The organism is Pseudomonas sp. NMI542_15 (assembly GCF_021283425.1).
GTDB lineage: Bacteria > Pseudomonadota > Gammaproteobacteria > Pseudomonadales > Pseudomonadaceae > Aquipseudomonas > Aquipseudomonas fortuita.
Genome location: NZ_JAJSRO010000019.1, coordinates 1 through 14,705 on the forward strand (window position 1 = coordinate 1; position 14,705 = coordinate 14,705).

Annotated in this window: 20 protein-coding genes and 1 pseudogene; 11 read left to right on the top strand and 10 right to left on the bottom strand. The window is 60.9% G+C overall.

Translation table 11 applies throughout. The annotated features are described in order from the left end of the window. Positions 1-81 precede the first annotated feature (81 nt). Both LU684_RS22630 and LU684_RS22635 read right to left on the bottom strand, forming a co-directional pair. On the bottom strand, positions 82-882 hold the full coding sequence (locus LU684_RS22630; RefSeq protein WP_003108247.1) for a subclass B1 metallo-beta-lactamase VIM-2: 801 nt from the start codon (positions 880-882) through the stop codon (positions 82-84). A 108-nt stretch (positions 883-990) separates the two neighbouring features. Then, on the bottom strand, positions 991-1,791 hold the full coding sequence (locus tag LU684_RS22635; RefSeq protein ID WP_003108247.1) for a subclass B1 metallo-beta-lactamase VIM-2: 801 nt from the start codon (positions 1,789-1,791) through the stop codon (positions 991-993). A 185-nt stretch (positions 1,792-1,976) separates the two neighbouring features. Between LU684_RS22635 and intI1 the strand changes: the two are divergent. Beyond that, positions 1,977-2,651, top strand: a pseudogene (gene intI1, locus LU684_RS22640) (class 1 integron integrase IntI1); the annotation flags it as partial. Between the two features lie 174 nt (positions 2,652-2,825). On the opposite strand, the gene LU684_RS22645 reads toward intI1, so the two are convergent. The 3 genes from LU684_RS22645 to LU684_RS22655 are packed head-to-tail and all read right to left on the bottom strand — an operon-like array spanning position 2,826 to position 4,017. Further along, on the bottom strand, positions 2,826-3,362 hold the full coding sequence (locus LU684_RS22645; protein WP_003159187.1) for a hypothetical protein: 537 nt from the start codon (positions 3,360-3,362) through the stop codon (positions 2,826-2,828). 11 nt (positions 3,363-3,373) lie between these two features. Continuing rightward, entirely contained in the window at positions 3,374-3,769 is a 396-nt protein-coding gene (locus LU684_RS22650; protein ID WP_003159186.1) for a type II toxin-antitoxin system VapC family toxin, read from the bottom strand. Continuing rightward, a complete protein-coding gene (locus LU684_RS22655) occupies positions 3,766-4,017 on the bottom strand; it encodes an AbrB/MazE/SpoVT family DNA-binding domain-containing protein (protein ID WP_003108276.1) in 252 nt (83 codons plus the stop codon). Before LU684_RS22655 ends, LU684_RS22650 begins: the two co-directional genes overlap by 4 nt. A 181-nt stretch (positions 4,018-4,198) precedes the next feature. On the opposite strand from LU684_RS22655, the gene LU684_RS22660 reads away from it, so the two are divergent. After that, a complete protein-coding gene (locus tag LU684_RS22660) occupies positions 4,199-4,765 on the top strand; it encodes a recombinase family protein (RefSeq protein ID WP_003159185.1) in 567 nt (188 codons plus the stop codon). Between the two features lie 95 nt (positions 4,766-4,860). After that, positions 4,861-5,517, top strand: coding sequence for a recombinase family protein (locus tag LU684_RS22665; RefSeq protein ID WP_012196454.1), 657 nt, complete (start codon positions 4,861-4,863; stop codon positions 5,515-5,517). A 57-nt stretch (positions 5,518-5,574) separates the two neighbouring features. Here LU684_RS22665 and merR read toward each other — a convergent pair whose 3' ends face one another. Beyond that, positions 5,575-6,009, bottom strand: coding sequence for an Hg(II)-responsive transcriptional regulator (merR, locus tag LU684_RS22670; protein WP_000429838.1), 435 nt, complete (start codon positions 6,007-6,009; stop codon positions 5,575-5,577). Positions 6,010-6,080: 71 nt separating this feature from the next. Between merR and merT the strand changes: the two genes are divergently transcribed. The 6 genes from merT to merE are packed head-to-tail and all read left to right on the top strand — an operon-like array spanning position 6,081 to position 9,228. Further along, the gene (merT, locus tag LU684_RS22675) at positions 6,081-6,431 is read left to right on the top strand and encodes a mercuric ion transporter MerT (protein ID WP_001294667.1); all 351 of its coding nucleotides are present in this window, start codon (positions 6,081-6,083) and stop codon (positions 6,429-6,431) included. A 15-nt stretch (positions 6,432-6,446) separates the two neighbouring features. Beyond that, a complete protein-coding gene (gene merP / locus LU684_RS22680) occupies positions 6,447-6,722 on the top strand; it encodes a mercury resistance system periplasmic binding protein MerP (RefSeq protein WP_000735441.1) in 276 nt (91 codons plus the stop codon). Positions 6,723-6,724: 2 nt separating this feature from the next. Next, a complete protein-coding gene (merF, locus tag LU684_RS22685; RefSeq protein ID WP_000654684.1) occupies positions 6,725-6,970 on the top strand; it encodes a mercury resistance system transport protein MerF in 246 nt (81 codons plus the stop codon). After that, entirely contained in the window at positions 6,967-8,613 is a 1,647-nt protein-coding gene (gene merA / locus LU684_RS22690) for a mercury(II) reductase (RefSeq protein ID WP_000136268.1), read from the top strand. The genes merF and merA overlap by 4 nt, the downstream gene beginning before the upstream one ends. A gap of 16 nt (positions 8,614-8,629) precedes the next feature. Then, positions 8,630-8,995: a mercury resistance co-regulator MerD gene (gene merD / locus LU684_RS22695; RefSeq protein ID WP_054890425.1), complete on the top strand. Its 366-nt coding sequence runs from the start codon at positions 8,630-8,632 to the stop codon at positions 8,993-8,995. Further along, positions 8,992-9,228, top strand: a complete 237-nt coding sequence (merE, locus tag LU684_RS22700) for a broad-spectrum mercury transporter MerE (protein WP_001087809.1) — start codon at positions 8,992-8,994, stop codon at positions 9,226-9,228. The genes merD and merE overlap by 4 nt, the downstream gene beginning before the upstream one ends. Positions 9,229-9,280: 52 nt before the next feature. Here merE and LU684_RS22705 read toward each other — a convergent pair whose 3' ends face one another. From LU684_RS22705 to LU684_RS22720, 4 genes are read right to left on the bottom strand one after another with little or no spacing between them, the layout of a single operon-like run. Next, positions 9,281-9,895, bottom strand: coding sequence for a recombinase family protein (locus LU684_RS22705; RefSeq protein WP_000904941.1), 615 nt, complete (start codon positions 9,893-9,895; stop codon positions 9,281-9,283). Between the two features lie 60 nt (positions 9,896-9,955). Further along, a complete protein-coding gene (locus LU684_RS22710) occupies positions 9,956-11,149 on the bottom strand; it encodes a TniQ family protein (protein ID WP_176601418.1) in 1,194 nt (397 codons plus the stop codon). A gap of 20 nt (positions 11,150-11,169) precedes the next feature. Beyond that, positions 11,170-12,078: a TniB family NTP-binding protein gene (locus LU684_RS22715; protein WP_013741668.1), complete on the bottom strand. Its 909-nt coding sequence runs from the start codon at positions 12,076-12,078 to the stop codon at positions 11,170-11,172. A 2-nt stretch (positions 12,079-12,080) separates the two neighbouring features. Further along, positions 12,081-13,763: a Mu transposase C-terminal domain-containing protein gene (locus tag LU684_RS22720; RefSeq protein ID WP_011494284.1), complete on the bottom strand. Its 1,683-nt coding sequence runs from the start codon at positions 13,761-13,763 to the stop codon at positions 12,081-12,083. A gap of 244 nt (positions 13,764-14,007) precedes the next feature. Between LU684_RS22720 and LU684_RS22725 the strand changes: the two genes are divergently transcribed. Beyond that, positions 14,008-14,385, top strand: a complete 378-nt coding sequence (locus LU684_RS22725) for a type II toxin-antitoxin system RelE/ParE family toxin (protein ID WP_003151133.1) — start codon at positions 14,008-14,010, stop codon at positions 14,383-14,385. Beyond that, positions 14,366-14,701 (top strand): helix-turn-helix domain-containing protein, encoded by a 336-nt coding sequence (locus LU684_RS22730; protein WP_001172026.1) that lies wholly within the window; start codon positions 14,366-14,368, stop codon positions 14,699-14,701. The genes LU684_RS22725 and LU684_RS22730 overlap by 20 nt, the downstream gene beginning before the upstream one ends. Positions 14,702-14,705: the final 4 nt, after the last annotated feature.

Genomic DNA, 14,705 nt, shown 5'->3' on the forward strand with positions numbered 1-14,705 from the left:
TAACGCCGAAGTTCAGCCGCCAGAACGGAGCGCAGCGGAGTGATGGTCGGCTGCAACTTCATGTTATGCCGCATCTGCCTGCTACTCAACGACTGAGCGATTTGTGTGCGCTTTTACAACATTCGTTGTGTGCTTGAGCAAGTCTAGACCGCCCGGCAGGCCGTGCCCCGGAATGACGAACTGTGCTTCCGGGTAGTGTTGTTGAATCCGCTCAATGGAGGTGGGCCATTCAGCCAGATCGGCATCGGCCACGTTCCCCGCAGACGTGCGTGACAACTCATAAATCGCACAACCACCATAGAGCACACTCGCAGACGGGACGTACACAACTAAGTTGTCGGTCGAATGCGCAGCACCAGGATAGAAGAGTTCTACTGGACCGAAGCGCACTGCGTCCCCGCTCGATGAGAGTCCTTCTAGAGAGTGCGTGGGAATCTCGTTCCCCTCTACCTCGGCTAGCCGGCGTGTCGACGGTGATGCGTACGTTGCCACCCCAGCCGCCCGAAGGACATCAACGCCGCCGACGCGGTCGTCATGAAAGTGCGTGGAGACTGCACGCGTTACAGGAAGTCCAATTTGCTTCTCAATCTCCGCGAGAAGTGCCGCTGTGTTTTTCGCACCCCACGCTGTATCAATCAAAAGCAACTCATCACCATCACGGACAATGAGACCATTGGACGGGTAGACTGCGCCATCAAACGACTGCGTTGCGATATGCGACCAAACACCATCGGCAATCTGGTAAAGCCGGACCTCCCCGACCGGAATTTCGCTGACTGTCGGATACTCACCGCTAGAATCTACGGAAAAAGCGAGCGGACTCGCAATAGCCATGATAGACGCGGTCAAATAGACCAATAACTTACTCAAAAGTTTGAACATCAAAACTCCATGGGGGTGAGTGCGGCATAACGCCGAAGTTCAGCCGCCAGAACGGAGCGCAGCGGAGTGATGGTCGGCTGCAACTTCATGTTATGCCGCATCTGCCTGCTACTCAACGACTGAGCGATTTGTGTGCGCTTTTACAACATTCGTTGTGTGCTTGAGCAAGTCTAGACCGCCCGGCAGGCCGTGCCCCGGAATGACGAACTGTGCTTCCGGGTAGTGTTGTTGAATCCGCTCAATGGAGGTGGGCCATTCAGCCAGATCGGCATCGGCCACGTTCCCCGCAGACGTGCGTGACAACTCATAAATCGCACAACCACCATAGAGCACACTCGCAGACGGGACGTACACAACTAAGTTGTCGGTCGAATGCGCAGCACCAGGATAGAAGAGTTCTACTGGACCGAAGCGCACTGCGTCCCCGCTCGATGAGAGTCCTTCTAGAGAGTGCGTGGGAATCTCGTTCCCCTCTACCTCGGCTAGCCGGCGTGTCGACGGTGATGCGTACGTTGCCACCCCAGCCGCCCGAAGGACATCAACGCCGCCGACGCGGTCGTCATGAAAGTGCGTGGAGACTGCACGCGTTACAGGAAGTCCAATTTGCTTCTCAATCTCCGCGAGAAGTGCCGCTGTGTTTTTCGCACCCCACGCTGTATCAATCAAAAGCAACTCATCACCATCACGGACAATGAGACCATTGGACGGGTAGACTGCGCCATCAAACGACTGCGTTGCGATATGCGACCAAACACCATCGGCAATCTGGTAAAGCCGGACCTCCCCGACCGGAATTTCGCTGACTGTCGGATACTCACCGCTAGAATCTACGGAAAAAGCGAGCGGACTCGCAATAGCCATGATAGACGCGGTCAAATAGACCAATAACTTACTCAAAAGTTTGAACATCAAAACTCCATGGGGGTGAGTGCGGCATAACTTTGTTTTAGGGCGACTGCCCTGCTGCGTAACATCGTTGCTGCTGCGTAACATCGTTGCTGCTCCATAACATCAAACATCGACCCACGGCGTAACGCGCTTGCTGCTTGGATGCCCGAGGCATAGACTGTACAAAAAAACAGTCATAACAAGCCATGAAAACCGCCACTGCGCCGTTACCACCGCTGCGTTCGGTCAAGGTTCTGGACCAGTTGCGTGAGCGCATACGCTACTTGCATTACAGTTTACGAACCGAACAGGCTTATGTCCACTGGGTTCGTGCCTTCATCCGTTTCCACGGTGTGCGTCACCCGGCAACCTTGGGCAGCAGCGAAGTCGAGGCATTTCTGTCCTGGCTGGCGAACGAGCGCAAGGTTTCGGTCTCCACGCATCGTCAGGCATTGGCGGCCTTGCTGTTCTTCTACGGCAAGGTGCTGTGCACGGATCTGCCCTGGCTTCAGGAGATCGGAAGACCTCGGCCGTCGCGGCGCTTGCCGGTGGTGCTGACCCCGGATGAAGTGGTTCGCATCCTCGGTTTTCTGGAAGGCGAGCATCGTTTGTTCGCCCAGCTTCTGTATGGAACGGGCATGCGGATCAGTGAGGGTTTGCAACTGCGGGTCAAGGATCTGGATTTCGATCACGGCACGATCATCGTGCGGGAGGGCAAGGGCTCCAAGGATCGGGCCTTGATGTTACCCGAGAGCTTGGCACCCAGCCTGCGCGAGCAGCTGTCGCGTGCACGGGCATGGTGGCTGAAGGACCAGGCCGAGGGCCGCAGCGGCGTTGCGCTTCCCGACGCCCTTGAGCGGAAGTATCCGCGCGCCGGGCATTGTCGTTTTCAGAAGGCGACTGCACCAGTTCACTGGGCTGGCCGCCGTGTGTGCATAGAACTTCTGACCGGGAACGGTCAGAAGTTCTATGCACGAAGCGCCGCGAGAGATCGGAATTGCTCAGAACTCTTGTGCACGGCGCGACAAAGCCGGAACCGCCGAAAATTCCGGCGATCAACCGGCAAGCTGCTTGATGCGCTCGGCCAGGCGGCCGAAAGCCTCGTTCACGTATTCCAGCACCTTGGGTTCTGCGCCCTGCGTGCGCAGCGAGTCTTTGAAGGCTTCCAGGTCGGACAGCCATTGCCGATGCAGGCGGCCCAGCTCGTCGAGCTGAGGCCGGAAGTCTTGGAGACTGCCGCTCGCACGAAACGCCTGGTAGCCACGCTCAAGCGTGGCCGCCGTGGTCAGCAGTTGCGCGCCCATTTGCTTGTGCTGTTCGGAGAACTCGGCCATGCCGTCATAGGGCCGCGAAGCCTTGCGGCGCTCGGCTTCGGATGCCTCTTCCATGATGCGGGCGTAGCGGTAGAACCCTGGGAACTCGCGGGACAGCGCCATGAGCTGCTGATCGGATGTGCCGACCCAAATCCTGTGCAGGTCAGGCCCGTACCCCATCATGCGATTGATGATGGCATGGGCCTCGCTGACACCCTGGGCGGCAAGCTGCTGCATGTGTTGGTCGATCTTCGCGGCCAGTCGGCGGAATTCGTTCATGCTCATGTCCGTCACAAAAGGCGCGTTGATTGCCCTTGCGCCGTGAGAAGTGCCACCGCCTTCTTATCGAAGGAAACGAAGGTTTCCCCGCCAAGCCAGTTGCCTTCGTAGGCAATGACGCCATCGGCAAAGTCTCCGCCCGCGTCGAGCACCAGCAAGCCAGCCTCCACGGCAGGCCGGTTCACTTCCACATTCGCGGCGGCCAGTAGTGCCCGGATCGCGCTGGCCGCGTCGGCTTGCTGGAAGCCGTAGACACGCAGCAGCACCCAAACAAATTCGCATAGGCACGGCAGCGCGACCGCGATCAACTCGGCGTCGGTCAAGACTGCGGCGGCAACGTCCGCTTGTGCGGGATCGTCACGCACAACCGCACGCACAAGGACGTTGGTATCGACTGCGACCTTCATTGCTTACCTGCCCAGCCTTGCGCCGCCGCCTCGTTGATTTCTTCGATGGTGGCAACCTTCTGCGTCTTGCCCGCGAGCAGGCCGACAAAGCTGGCTATCGTCCCTGCGGGCCGTGCCGCCTTGAGCACGCCCCGACCGTCTGGCAACAAGTCCAGCTCGATCTTGTCGCCTGGCCTGATGCCGAGGTGTTGCAGTACGTCCTTCCGAAACGTCACTTGTCCCCGTGCGGTAACGGTCAATGTGGTCATGGTGGTTTGCCCTCGCAATCAAGGTTGATGCTTCACATAGTAATGCAAAAATGCCTTACCGTCAATGTCCGTCAAACGATCATTAGTCGGCCATGCCGGACACTGTCCAGCAAAGTTATTGCACAACGGGTTGTCGGACATTAAGATAGGCGGACGGAATGACGGACAAGAGAGGCGGCAAATGGCACTGATCGGCTATGCGCGGGTATCGACGGCGGAACAGGACACCGCCTTGCAGACGGATGCGCTACGCAAGGCAGGCTGCGAGCGCGTTTTCGAGGACACGGCTTCCGGGGCCAAGGCCGACCGCCCCGGCTTGGCTGATGCGCTGGCCTACCTGCGCGACGGCGACGTGCTGGCCGTCTGGCGGCTGGATCGGCTCGGGCGCTCTATGCCGCACCTAATCGAAACGATAGGCGCGCTGGAAGCGCGAGGCGTCGGCTTCCGTTCTCTGACGGAAGCCATCGACACCACCACGCCAGGCGGGCGGCTCATCTTCCACGTGTTCGGCGCGCTGGGCCAGTTCGAGCGCGACTTGATCCGCGAGCGCACCAAGGCCGGGTTGACTGCCGCCGCCGCTCGTGGGAGGAAGGGCGGGCGAAAGCCGGTTGTCACCGCCGACAAGTTGCAGCGAGCGCGGGAGCACATCGCCAACGGGCTTAATGTCCGAGAGGCCGCTACACGGCTCAAGGTGAGCAAGACGGCCCTGTACACCGCGCTGCAATCCACCAGTGCAGCCGACTCCTGATATTCCGTGCAGTCGTCTTCTGAAAATGACATAATTCCTATTTAATCTGCGCTAGAATGAGGCATGTTTAACCGAATCTGACGTTTTCCCTGCAAATGCCAAAATACTATGCCTATCTCCGGGTTTCGCGTGACGGCCAAGACCCGGAAAACCAAAAATACGGTTTGCTCGAATACGCGAACGCCAAAGGCTTCGCGCCGCTACAGATCGAGGAAGAAATTGCCAGCAGAGCAAAGGACTGGCGCAAGCGCAAGCTCGGAGCAATCATCGAAAAGGCCGAGCGTGGCGACGTGCTACTGACGCCGGAGATTACGCGCATTGCCGGTTCCGCCCTCGCCGCCTTGGAAATTCTCAAAGCGGCGAGCGAGCGCGGCCTAATCGTCCATGTGACCAAACAGAAGATCATCATGGACGGCAGCCTACAAAGCGACATCATGGCAACCGTGCTTGGCTTGGCTGCACAGATCGAGCGGCATTTCATTCAGGCACGTACCACCGAGGCGCTACAAGTCGCCAGAGAGCGCGGCAAGACGCTCGGGCGACCCAAGGGCAGCAAATCGAGCGCCTTGAAGCTGGACAGCCGTATTGATGAAGTACAGGCATACGTGAACCTTGGCTTGCCGCAAAGTCGCGCAGCCGAGTTGTTAGGCGTCAGCCCTCACACCTTGCGCCTGTTCATCAAACGCCGGAACATCAAACCCACAAACACTAGACCAACCATCACCATGCCGGGGAGGGAACAACATGCCTAAGAAGGAGTCGCCTCAGAAAACGGAAAATAAAGCACGCTAAGGCGTAGTTCCCTCGGGCTACACCGCGTCCGCACTGCGCGGTTCTTTCTTCCCTTGCAGTGACGCAATCAGCGGGCAGGAAACGTTCCCCTTCCGCGCATGGCAGGCGCACACCAAATCAGACAGCACGGCCTCCATGCGCGCCAGGTCAGCCATCCTCTCGCGCACGTCCTTGAGCTTGTGCTCGGCCAGGCTGCTGGCTTCCTCGCAATGGGTGCCATCCTCCAGCCGCAGCAGCTCGGCGATCTCATCCAGGCTGAAGCCCAACCGCTGGGCTGATTTCACGAAGCGCACCCGCGTTACATCCGTCTCGCCATAGCGGCGAATGCTGCCGTAAGGCTTGTCCGGTTCCGGGAGCAAGCCCTTGCGCTGATAGAACCGGATGGTCTCCACATTGACCCCGGCCGTCCTGGCGAAAACGCCAATGGTCAGGTTCTCCAAATTGTTTTCCATATCGCTTGACTCCGTACATAACTACGGAAGTAAGCTTAAGCTATCCAATTCAGATTCGAAAGGACAAACGTATGTCTGAACCTCAAAACGGGCGCGGCGCGCTCTTCACTGGCGGGCTGGCCGCCATCCTCGCCTCGGCTTGCTGCCTCGGGCCGCTGGTTCTGATCGCCTTGGGGTTCAGCGGCGCTTGGATCGGCAACTTGACGGTGTTGGAACCCTATCGCCCCATCTTTATCGGCGTGGCGCTGGTGGCGTTGTTCTTCGCCTGGCGGCGCATCTACCGGCCGTCAGCCGCCTGCAAACCGGGTGAGGTTTGCGCGATTCCCCAAGTGCGAGCTACTTACAAGCTCATTTTCTGGGGCGTGGCCGTGCTGGTTTTGGTCGCGCTCGGATTTCCCTACGTCGTGCCATTTTTCTATTGATCACAGGAGTTCACCATGAAAAAGCTGCTTTCCGCCCTTGCCCTCGCTGCCGTTGTTGCCCCCGTGTGGGCCGCCACCCAGACCGTTACGCTGTCCGTACCGGGCATGACCTGCTCGGCCTGTCCGATCACTGTCAAGAAGGCGATTTCCAAGGTCGATGGCGTCAGTAAAGTTGACGTGACCTTCGAGACGCGCGAAGCGGTGGTCACCTTCGATGATGCCAAGACCAGCGTGCAGAAACTGACCAAGGCTACCGAGGATGCGGGCTACCCATCATCAGTCAAGAACTGATCATGAAAGACCCGAAGACACTGCTGCGGGTCAGCATCATTGGCACAACCCTCGTGGCGCTGTGTTGCTTCACCCCTGTTCTGGTCATTTTGCTCGGTGTGGTCGGCTTGTCCGCGCTGACCGGCTATCTGGACTATGTGCTGCTGCCTGCGCTGGCGATTTTCATCGGCTTGACCATCTACGCCATCCAACGAAAACGCCAAGCCGATGCCTGCTGCACACCGAAATTCAATGGAGTAAAAAAATGACCGAAATCACCGTGAATGGCATGACCTGCACATCCTGCGCCACCCATGTCAAAGATGCTTTGGAAAAGATTCCCGGCGTGAATGCCGCTGTGGTGTCCTATCCAGAAAGCCGCGCGCAAGTCATGGCAGACACCGCCGTGAGCCACAACCAACTGCTGGCCGCCATCGCCGCATTGGGTTATCAAGGCTCGATCCGGGTTGGTGATTTCAAAGATGAACCAAAAATCCGTGATGCACTTGAGGGCGCCGGTTTGCATATCGCCATCATTGGCAGCGGCGGGGCCGCGATGGCGGCGGCGCTGAAGGCCGTCGAGCAAGGCGCGACGGTCACGCTGATCGAACGCGGCACCATCGGCGGCACCTGCGTCAATATCGGCTGTGTGCCGTCCAAGATCATGATCCGCGCTGCCCATATTGCCCATCTGCGCCGGGAAAGTCCGTTCGACGGCGGTATTGCGGCAACTGTGCCTGCGATTGACCGCAGCAAACTGCTGGCCCAGCAGCAGGCCCGTGTCGATGAACTGCGGCACGCCAAATACGAAGGCATCCTGGACGGCAATCCAGCCATCACCGTTTTGCACGGTGAAGCGCGTTTCAAGGACGACCAGAGCCTGGTCGTCCGTTTGAACGAGGGTGGCGAGCGCGAGGTAACGTTCGACCGCTGCCTGGTCGCCACCGGTGCCAGTCCGGCCGTGCCGCCGATTCCGGGCCTGAAAGAGTCACCCTACTGGACTTCCACCGAAGCGCTTGTCAGCGACACCATTCCCGCACGCCTGGCCGTGATCGGTTCGTCGGTGGTGGCGTTGGAACTGGCGCAAGCCTTTGCCCGGCTCGGCAGCCAGGTCACGATCCTGGCACGCAGCACCTTGTTCTTCCGGGAAGACCCGGCCATCGGCGAGGCCGTGACAGCCGCTTTCCGCGCCGAGGGCATCGAGGTGCTGGAGCACACGCAAGCCAGCCAGGTCGCCCATGTGAACGGCGAATTCGTGCTGACCACCGGACACGGTGAATTGCGCGCTGACAAGTTGCTGGTTGCCACCGGTCGGGCACCGAATACGCGCAGCCTCGCGCTGGACGCGGCGGGGGTCACTGTCAATGCGCAAGGGGCCATCGTTATCGACCAAGGCATGCGCACGAGCAACCCGAACATCTACGCGGCCGGCGACTGCACCGACCAGCCGCAGTTCGTCTACGTGGCAGCGGCCGCCGGCACCCGTGCCGCGATCAACATGACCGGCGGCGACGCAGCCCTCAATCTGACCGCGATGCCGGCAGTGGTGTTCACCGACCCGCAAGTCGCCACCGTGGGCTACAGCGAGGCGGAAGCGCACCACGATGGCATCGAGACCGACAGTCGCACGCTGACACTCGACAACGTTCCGCGAGCGCTTGCCAACTTCGACACACGCGGCTTCATCAAGCTGGTCATCGAGGAAGGTAGCGGACGGCTCATCGGCGTGCAGGCGGTGGCCCCGGAAGCGGGCGAACTGATCCAGACGGCGGTGCTCGCCATCCGCAACCGCATGACGGTGCAGGAACTGGCCGACCAGTTGTTCCCCTACCTGACAATGGTCGAGGGGTTGAAGCTTGCGGCGCAGACCTTCAACAAGGACGTGAAGCAGCTTTCCTGCTGCGCTGGATAAAAAAAGGAGGTTTTCAATGAGCGCCTACACCGTGTCCCGGCTGGCCCTTGATGCCGGGGTGAGCGTGCATATCGTGCGCGACTACCTGCTGCGCGGATTGCTGCGTCCGGTGGCGTGCACCCCGGGCGGCTATGGCCTGTTCGATGATGCCGCCTTGCAACGGCTGTGCTTCGTGCGGGCGGCCTTCGAGGCGGGCATCGGCCTGGACGCGCTGGCGCGGCTGTGCCGGGCGCTGGATGCTGCGGACGGCGATGAAGCGGCCGCGCAGCTTGCCGTTCTGCGCCAGTTCGTCGAGCGTCGGCGCGAAGCGTTGGCCGATCTGGAGGTGCAGTTGGCCACCATACCGACCGAGCCGGCACAGCACGCGGAGAGTCTGCCATGAACAGCCCCGAGCGCTTGCCGTCCGAGACGCACAAACCGATCACCGGCTACCTGTGGGGCGCGCTGGCCGTGCTCACCTGTCCCTGCCATTTGCCGATTCTCGCCATTGTGCTGGCCGGCACGACGGCCGGCGCGTTCATCGGAGAGTACTGGGGTATCGCAGCCCTCACGCTGACCGGTTTGTTCGTCCTGTCTGTGACACGACTGCTGCGGGCCTTCAAAGATCGATCATGAGCGCTTCCCATTGAGACAAACCACGCTGTCGCTACGTTGCCTCATGCCGGCATCAAATTCGGCTGAGTAGCTTCTCGCCATCTGGACGTAGCTCACCCTTGGGTGAAACATGCCGATACAGGGTCTGCCGCGTGACGCCAAGTTCCTGGCACAGGTCGCCGACCTTGGTCTCTGGCTGACCCATTGCCGCCATCGCCAGCCGCAGCTTGGCGGCGGTCATCTTGAACGGCCGGCCGCCTTTCCGCCCGCGCGCGCGGGCCGAGGCTAGGCCGGCAATCGTGCGCTCCGCGATCAACTCGCGCTCGAACTCGGCCAGGGCGGCGAAGATGCCAAAGACCAGCTTGCCGGCGGCGGTCGTGGTGTCGATGGCCGCGCCGTGCCCGGTTAATACCTTCAAGCCGATGCCGCGCCCAGTCAGGTCGTGCACGGTGTTGATGAGATGTCGCAGGTCGCGTCCGAGCCGATCCAGTTTCCACACGACCAGTGTGTCGCCAGTTCGCAACGCCTTCAGGCAGCTCGTCAAGCCGGGCCGATCCTCGCGCATGCCGGATGCCTGGTCCTCGTAAAGATGTACTGGATCGACCCCGGCGGCAATCAGCGCGTCGCGCTGCAAATCGGTAGCCTGGGAGCCGTCCGCCTTCGATACCCGCATGTAGCCTATCAGCATGTCGTACCTGTCACATATACGTTCGATTATGTGACAGTTTGCATCGGGAAGCTCTGCACGTCAAAATTTGTCACTTAACCCGTCATTCTGTCTAAGGCATGCAAAGGGTAGGCTAGGCTCATAATGTGACAGAAATTCCGGGGGGATGCCTTCCTTCGCGAAGGTGGCGCGCAACTGTTCCAAGGAAGCGGGGTCGCGCCGACCATAGGAAGCCAACGCGAACAGCGAGCGTGCCGTCTCGGGGTTGTGTCGTGCTTCAATGATGGCCTCATCAATGGCCTGGATTGCACGCTGCCAGTGATCGACGGGTTCGGGCTTCGGCGCTTTCGCCGGCAGGCCACTGGTGAACCCGGTTTGGGGCTCGGACCAGAATAGCTTTGCGTGCTCGCCTGGCGGGCTTATATCCCTCACCTCAATCAAGCTGATTGCCGTTGCCGCCGCCTCCAGCATCTGCAACCGTACTGCCGGGTTCAGGGTTTCATACGGTCGCCACAGACTTTGCCCAGCACGCAGCGGATGCCCGCAGCATTCCCAGATTTGGCGGAGATACCCCGCGTAGGTGCCGCACGTCGAAAGCGGGGTGTTCAGCTCATCGAGCAGCGTGCGTAGCAGCCTAAACCACAATCCGGCGTGGATGCGTCGGCGCGGCAACTCCACGTGGCCGGTCGTCAGTGCCTGCCAGGTACGCTGGTCCATCGCCGCAATCGCGTCGCTGGCAGTGCGCGGTTCGGCGTCGGCGTTCTCCCAGCCGAGAAACCGCCCTGGCACGCCCCAATAGGATTCCAGCCAGCAGCCATGCAGTGGGCAGCTCAGCATCAGGGGCAGCTTCCACGCGAGCAGTACGGCTTGGTTCTCCGGATCGTTCAGGCAGAGCGGACAGGCGCGGTGTATCGGTTGGGTGGGCAGCCAGGCACGCCAGCTCGTGATGGATCGCGTCTTACGGCGGAGTCTCGGCAGCAGTACCGAGAGCTGGAACGCATAGGTTTCCAATGCGGCTGGAATCTGATCATCAAGGCTGTCCAGTAGCCAAGGCACCCAGCCGGCGAAACTCATGCAGCGCAGCCGATCCAGCTCGATACCGCTCCGCTGGGAGAGCATCGCCAGCAGCGCCAGTGGTGGCGCGGTGTCCAGGTCATCAACCTGGCCGTGACCAAGATCGTGCTCCAGCAGCTCGGACACTTCCATGTGATAGCAAAGGGCCACGCGGTTGAGCCACGAAGACAGGGCTTCGGCTTCCCTGGGTGCCGGATGCAGTGGCCAGCGTGGCGCTGGCTTCACATCAGTTCCCGCTCGAATTGCCGCCGCCGCTCGCTGGGACCGGTGTAATCGGCCATGCTGAGCGTGCGGTGGTTGATCGCTTCCTCACCACTCTCCACGGCGGCCACGGCCGCCGCCATCAAAAGGTGCGCCAGCTCGCCAATAGTGCCCTCGCTGCGCGTGAGCAGGTAGCGAGCCATGTCCAGCGTGGCAATCGACGAAGGTCGCCGCAGCGGGAGCGAAGCCGCGAAGCTGGCCAGCAGTGAACAGCAATCGTCGTTGGCCTCCCACACCGGCAGCATCATCGGCTCGAAGCGATTTTCCAACTGGTCATCCGAGCGGATGGCCAGGTAGGCGTCGCGTGTGCCCACACCGACCAGCGGGATGCGCAATTCGTTGCCGAGGAAGCGCAGCAGGTTGAGGAATTCCCGGCGGTTGACGCTGTTGCCGGCCAGGACGTTGTGCAGCTCGTCGATCACCAGCAAACGCACACCGAGCTTGCGCAGCAGTGTCAGCGCCAGTTGCTCTATTTCCGGCAGCCGTGGGCGCGGTCGCAATGGTGCTCCCATCGCCGCGAGCAGCGCGACGTAGAAGCGGATCACCGATGGCTCGGACGGCATCTGCACGACCAATACCGGGATGTGCTCCTGGTCGGCGTCGGAGCTGGCCGGGTGGGCGCGGCGGAACTTCTCGACGATCATCGACTTGCCGTTGTTGGTTGGACCGACCAACAGCAGGTTGGGCATGCGTTGTTTGTTTGGCCACGTATACAGGGCTTCCAGCCGGTTCAACGCCTCGACTGCTCGCGGATAGCCGATCCAGCGGTCGGCGCGAAGGCGATGGATGCGCTCGTCCGCCGGGAGACGGGCCAAGCCCTGGGCCGCCGGCAGCAGGTGGGACAGGTCGATGATGGGATATTCGTCCACGGCTACCACTCCTCAATCTGGTCGAACGGTTTGGCAGGTGGCTGGTTGTCCGCCTGCGGGTCTGCCATGTCCGTGTCCGCTGGTGGCGTGGTTTTGACAGGTTGTTCCGTTGACTTGAGATGCTGGCGTCGATCCGCGTCGCGCCGCGCCTTGCGCGTGGCTTTCTGCGCAGTGGTCACGATTTCGCGCATCTGCCCGATCATGCGGAACAGCGCCGACTCATCCACCTGTTCGCGCCCTTGCTGCCGCAATTTCGCCAGCGCCTGCCGTTGTTCCCAGAGGGTGACAGCCGGGTGCGACAAGGTACGGTATGGAATTTCCAGATAGTGCTGCCCCTCCGGCTCCAGCACCCAAATGCGGCTGATGTCGCGTGGGTCGCGCCGGATCAGGAACGCAGGCAGGCGGTCGCGCCGAGCTATCCACGGCTTGAGCGCATCGGCGTAGTAGTGGATGTGGTCGATGACGAAGCCAGTGCGGGTCAGGGTGCGGCGGAGGACGGGCAGGAAATCGACCAGAAAAGCCGTGGTGCGAGTGATGACGGTTGGAACGCCGGTACGCGCGACAGCTTCGGCCCAGCGTGCGGCCGGCGGTTGGAGCAGGCCGTTGTGCACGGAGCCGTGATAGGTGCCAACCGCCAATGCGAGCCAGCGTTCCAGCTCGCGCAGTGTCAGGGCGGCCATCTTCTCGGAGGCGTATTCCCCGCGCTGGTCAGGGTTGGAGAAGGTCGTCCCCGGCAATTCGTCGTGGATCATTTGCATCGCCGTGCCGATGATCCGTTCCACGATGCCGCCATAGTGCGGCTGCCCGAGAGGCCGATAGTCCAACCGGATGCCATGCTGCTCGCAGCCACGGCGTAGCGCCTCGCTCTTGAATTCGGCCGCGTTGTCCAGGTAGAGCAGCGCGGGCTTGCCGCTCATCGGCCAGTCCATTTCCACGTCCAACCTTTCCAACCAAGGGCGCTTGTCGCAACCGGCGTGTGCGAGGCACAGGCCGACCGAGACGGCAGATGGCGCTTCTAACGTGACCACCATGCCAACCACGCAGCGGGTGAACACGTCGATGGCGAGGGTCAGGTACGGACGGCCAATCGGTTGCCGGTCGCGCTCGTCCACCACGATCAGGTCGATGACTGTGTGGTCGATCTGTACCTGCTCCAGCGGTGCGGAGACTGGCGGAGGAACACCGCCAACACCTTGCAGGATGCGGGACGCATCCTGGCCTTCCCGAAGTCGAGTGGTCTTGAGTGGATCAAGGCTGGCGATCCGCAACGCGACCGTGTTGCGCGCCGGCATCCGCAGCTTTTGCAGCTTGCACACCCGCGCAACTTCACGGTGGAACGCCGCCAAGCTGCGCTTCTGCTTGGTCAGGAAGCGCTTTTGCAGTAGCTCGCGGATGATTCGTTCGACCGACTCCGGCAAGCGGCCTTTACCTTTGCCACCGCTCGACTGTCCAAGAGCCAAATCAGTGACCAGCCCCGAACCTTGCCGGGCACGGCGGATCAGGACGTAGACCTGCCGCCGGGACAGACCCAGCGCCTGGGCTGCTGCGTCGGCCGCTTCATGCCCGACCGTCTCCGACTGCGCCAACGGCCCAATGATCTCCGCGCGGCAGCGAGCACGCTCCCATGCCTGTTCTGACAGGGTGGCTACGCCGCGCTCGGCAATCGGTACGGTATCGGTCGCCATGCTCGCCTCGCTTTGGTGCACACGAGTATTGAGCATAGACGAGTTTCGTGCAGAGGAGTCCTGATATCGGGCTGTCAGGAGCCGTATGCACAGCAGGCTTCATGTCTCGTTGATTGGTGCAGTCGTCTTCTGAAAATGACAAGCACAGCGGCGGCTGACAGCCTGTCGCAAAACAAATGTTTTACGACACCTCCTTGAGGTTGCCGCGTTTACATCATTACCTGAACAGGTATAAAATTCCGTCATGACAAACAAAGAAAAACCGCTCGAATGGATCGCGAGCAGCCACAAGGATTTGATGGCGTTGCCGTCCGACGTGCGTCGCCGTTTCGGTTACGCGCTCTCGTTGGCGCAGATAGGCGATCAGGATGACGCAGCAAAGGTGCTCAAGGGGTTCGGTGGTGCCGGCGTGCTGGAGGTCGTCGAAGACGATGCCGGCGGCACCTATCGAGCGGTATACACGGTCAAGTTTGCGGAAGCGGTGTTCGTCCTGCACTGCTTCCAGAAGAAGAGCAAGAGCGGAATCGCCACGCCAAAGGCCGACATGGACATCATCCGCGCTCGGCTGAAGGTGGCCGAGGTATTGGCACAGGAGCTACGAAATGCAAAAACGAATCATTGAAGGCGTCGAGGTTCAGCGCAGCTCGGGCAACGTCTTTGCCGACCTTGGACTGCCTGACGCTGAAAAGCTCAAGATCAAGACCGGCCTGGTGGTCGAGATCAGGAGGGCCATGCGCGCCCTTGGGCTGACTCAACAAGCGGCGGCCAAACGCATGGGCATCCCGCAACCGAAGGTGTCGGGCATGATGCGCGGCGACTTCACCAATCTATCCGAACGCAAGCTGATGGATTGTCTGAATCGCCTCGGCTACGACATCGAAATCAAGGTACGGCCAGCAGCCGAGCCGATCGGGCATCTAACGCTCGCAACCGCTTAATCGG

Bases quoted from the DNA above. Each gene is read 5' to 3' on its own strand.
- LU684_RS22630 (WP_003108247.1), bottom strand. From the start codon at position 882: ATGTTCAAACTTTTGAGTAAGTTATTGGTCTATTTGACCGCGTCTATC.
- LU684_RS22635 (WP_003108247.1), bottom strand. From the start codon at position 1,791: ATGTTCAAACTTTTGAGTAAGTTATTGGTCTATTTGACCGCGTCTATC.
- LU684_RS22645 (WP_003159187.1), bottom strand. From the start codon at position 3,362: ATGAACGAATTCCGCCGACTGGCCGCGAAGATCGACCAACACATGCAG.
- LU684_RS22650 (WP_003159186.1), bottom strand. From the start codon at position 3,769: ATGAAGGTCGCAGTCGATACCAACGTCCTTGTGCGTGCGGTTGTGCGT.
- LU684_RS22655 (WP_003108276.1), bottom strand. From the start codon at position 4,017: ATGACCACATTGACCGTTACCGCACGGGGACAAGTGACGTTTCGGAAG.
- LU684_RS22660 (WP_003159185.1), top strand. From the start codon at position 4,199: ATGGCACTGATCGGCTATGCGCGGGTATCGACGGCGGAACAGGACACC.
- LU684_RS22665 (WP_012196454.1), top strand. From the start codon at position 4,861: ATGCCAAAATACTATGCCTATCTCCGGGTTTCGCGTGACGGCCAAGAC.
- merR (WP_000429838.1), bottom strand. From the start codon at position 6,009: ATGGAAAACAATTTGGAGAACCTGACCATTGGCGTTTTCGCCAGGACG.
- merT (WP_001294667.1), top strand. From the start codon at position 6,081: ATGTCTGAACCTCAAAACGGGCGCGGCGCGCTCTTCACTGGCGGGCTG.
- merP (WP_000735441.1), top strand. From the start codon at position 6,447: ATGAAAAAGCTGCTTTCCGCCCTTGCCCTCGCTGCCGTTGTTGCCCCC.
- merF (WP_000654684.1), top strand. From the start codon at position 6,725: ATGAAAGACCCGAAGACACTGCTGCGGGTCAGCATCATTGGCACAACC.
- merA (WP_000136268.1), top strand. From the start codon at position 6,967: ATGACCGAAATCACCGTGAATGGCATGACCTGCACATCCTGCGCCACC.
- merD (WP_054890425.1), top strand. From the start codon at position 8,630: ATGAGCGCCTACACCGTGTCCCGGCTGGCCCTTGATGCCGGGGTGAGC.
- merE (WP_001087809.1), top strand. From the start codon at position 8,992: ATGAACAGCCCCGAGCGCTTGCCGTCCGAGACGCACAAACCGATCACC.
- LU684_RS22705 (WP_000904941.1), bottom strand. From the start codon at position 9,895: ATGCTGATAGGCTACATGCGGGTATCGAAGGCGGACGGCTCCCAGGCT.
- LU684_RS22720 (WP_011494284.1), bottom strand. From the start codon at position 13,763: ATGGCGACCGATACCGTACCGATTGCCGAGCGCGGCGTAGCCACCCTG.
- LU684_RS22725 (WP_003151133.1), top strand. From the start codon at position 14,008: ATGACAAACAAAGAAAAACCGCTCGAATGGATCGCGAGCAGCCACAAG.
- LU684_RS22730 (WP_001172026.1), top strand. From the start codon at position 14,366: ATGCAAAAACGAATCATTGAAGGCGTCGAGGTTCAGCGCAGCTCGGGC.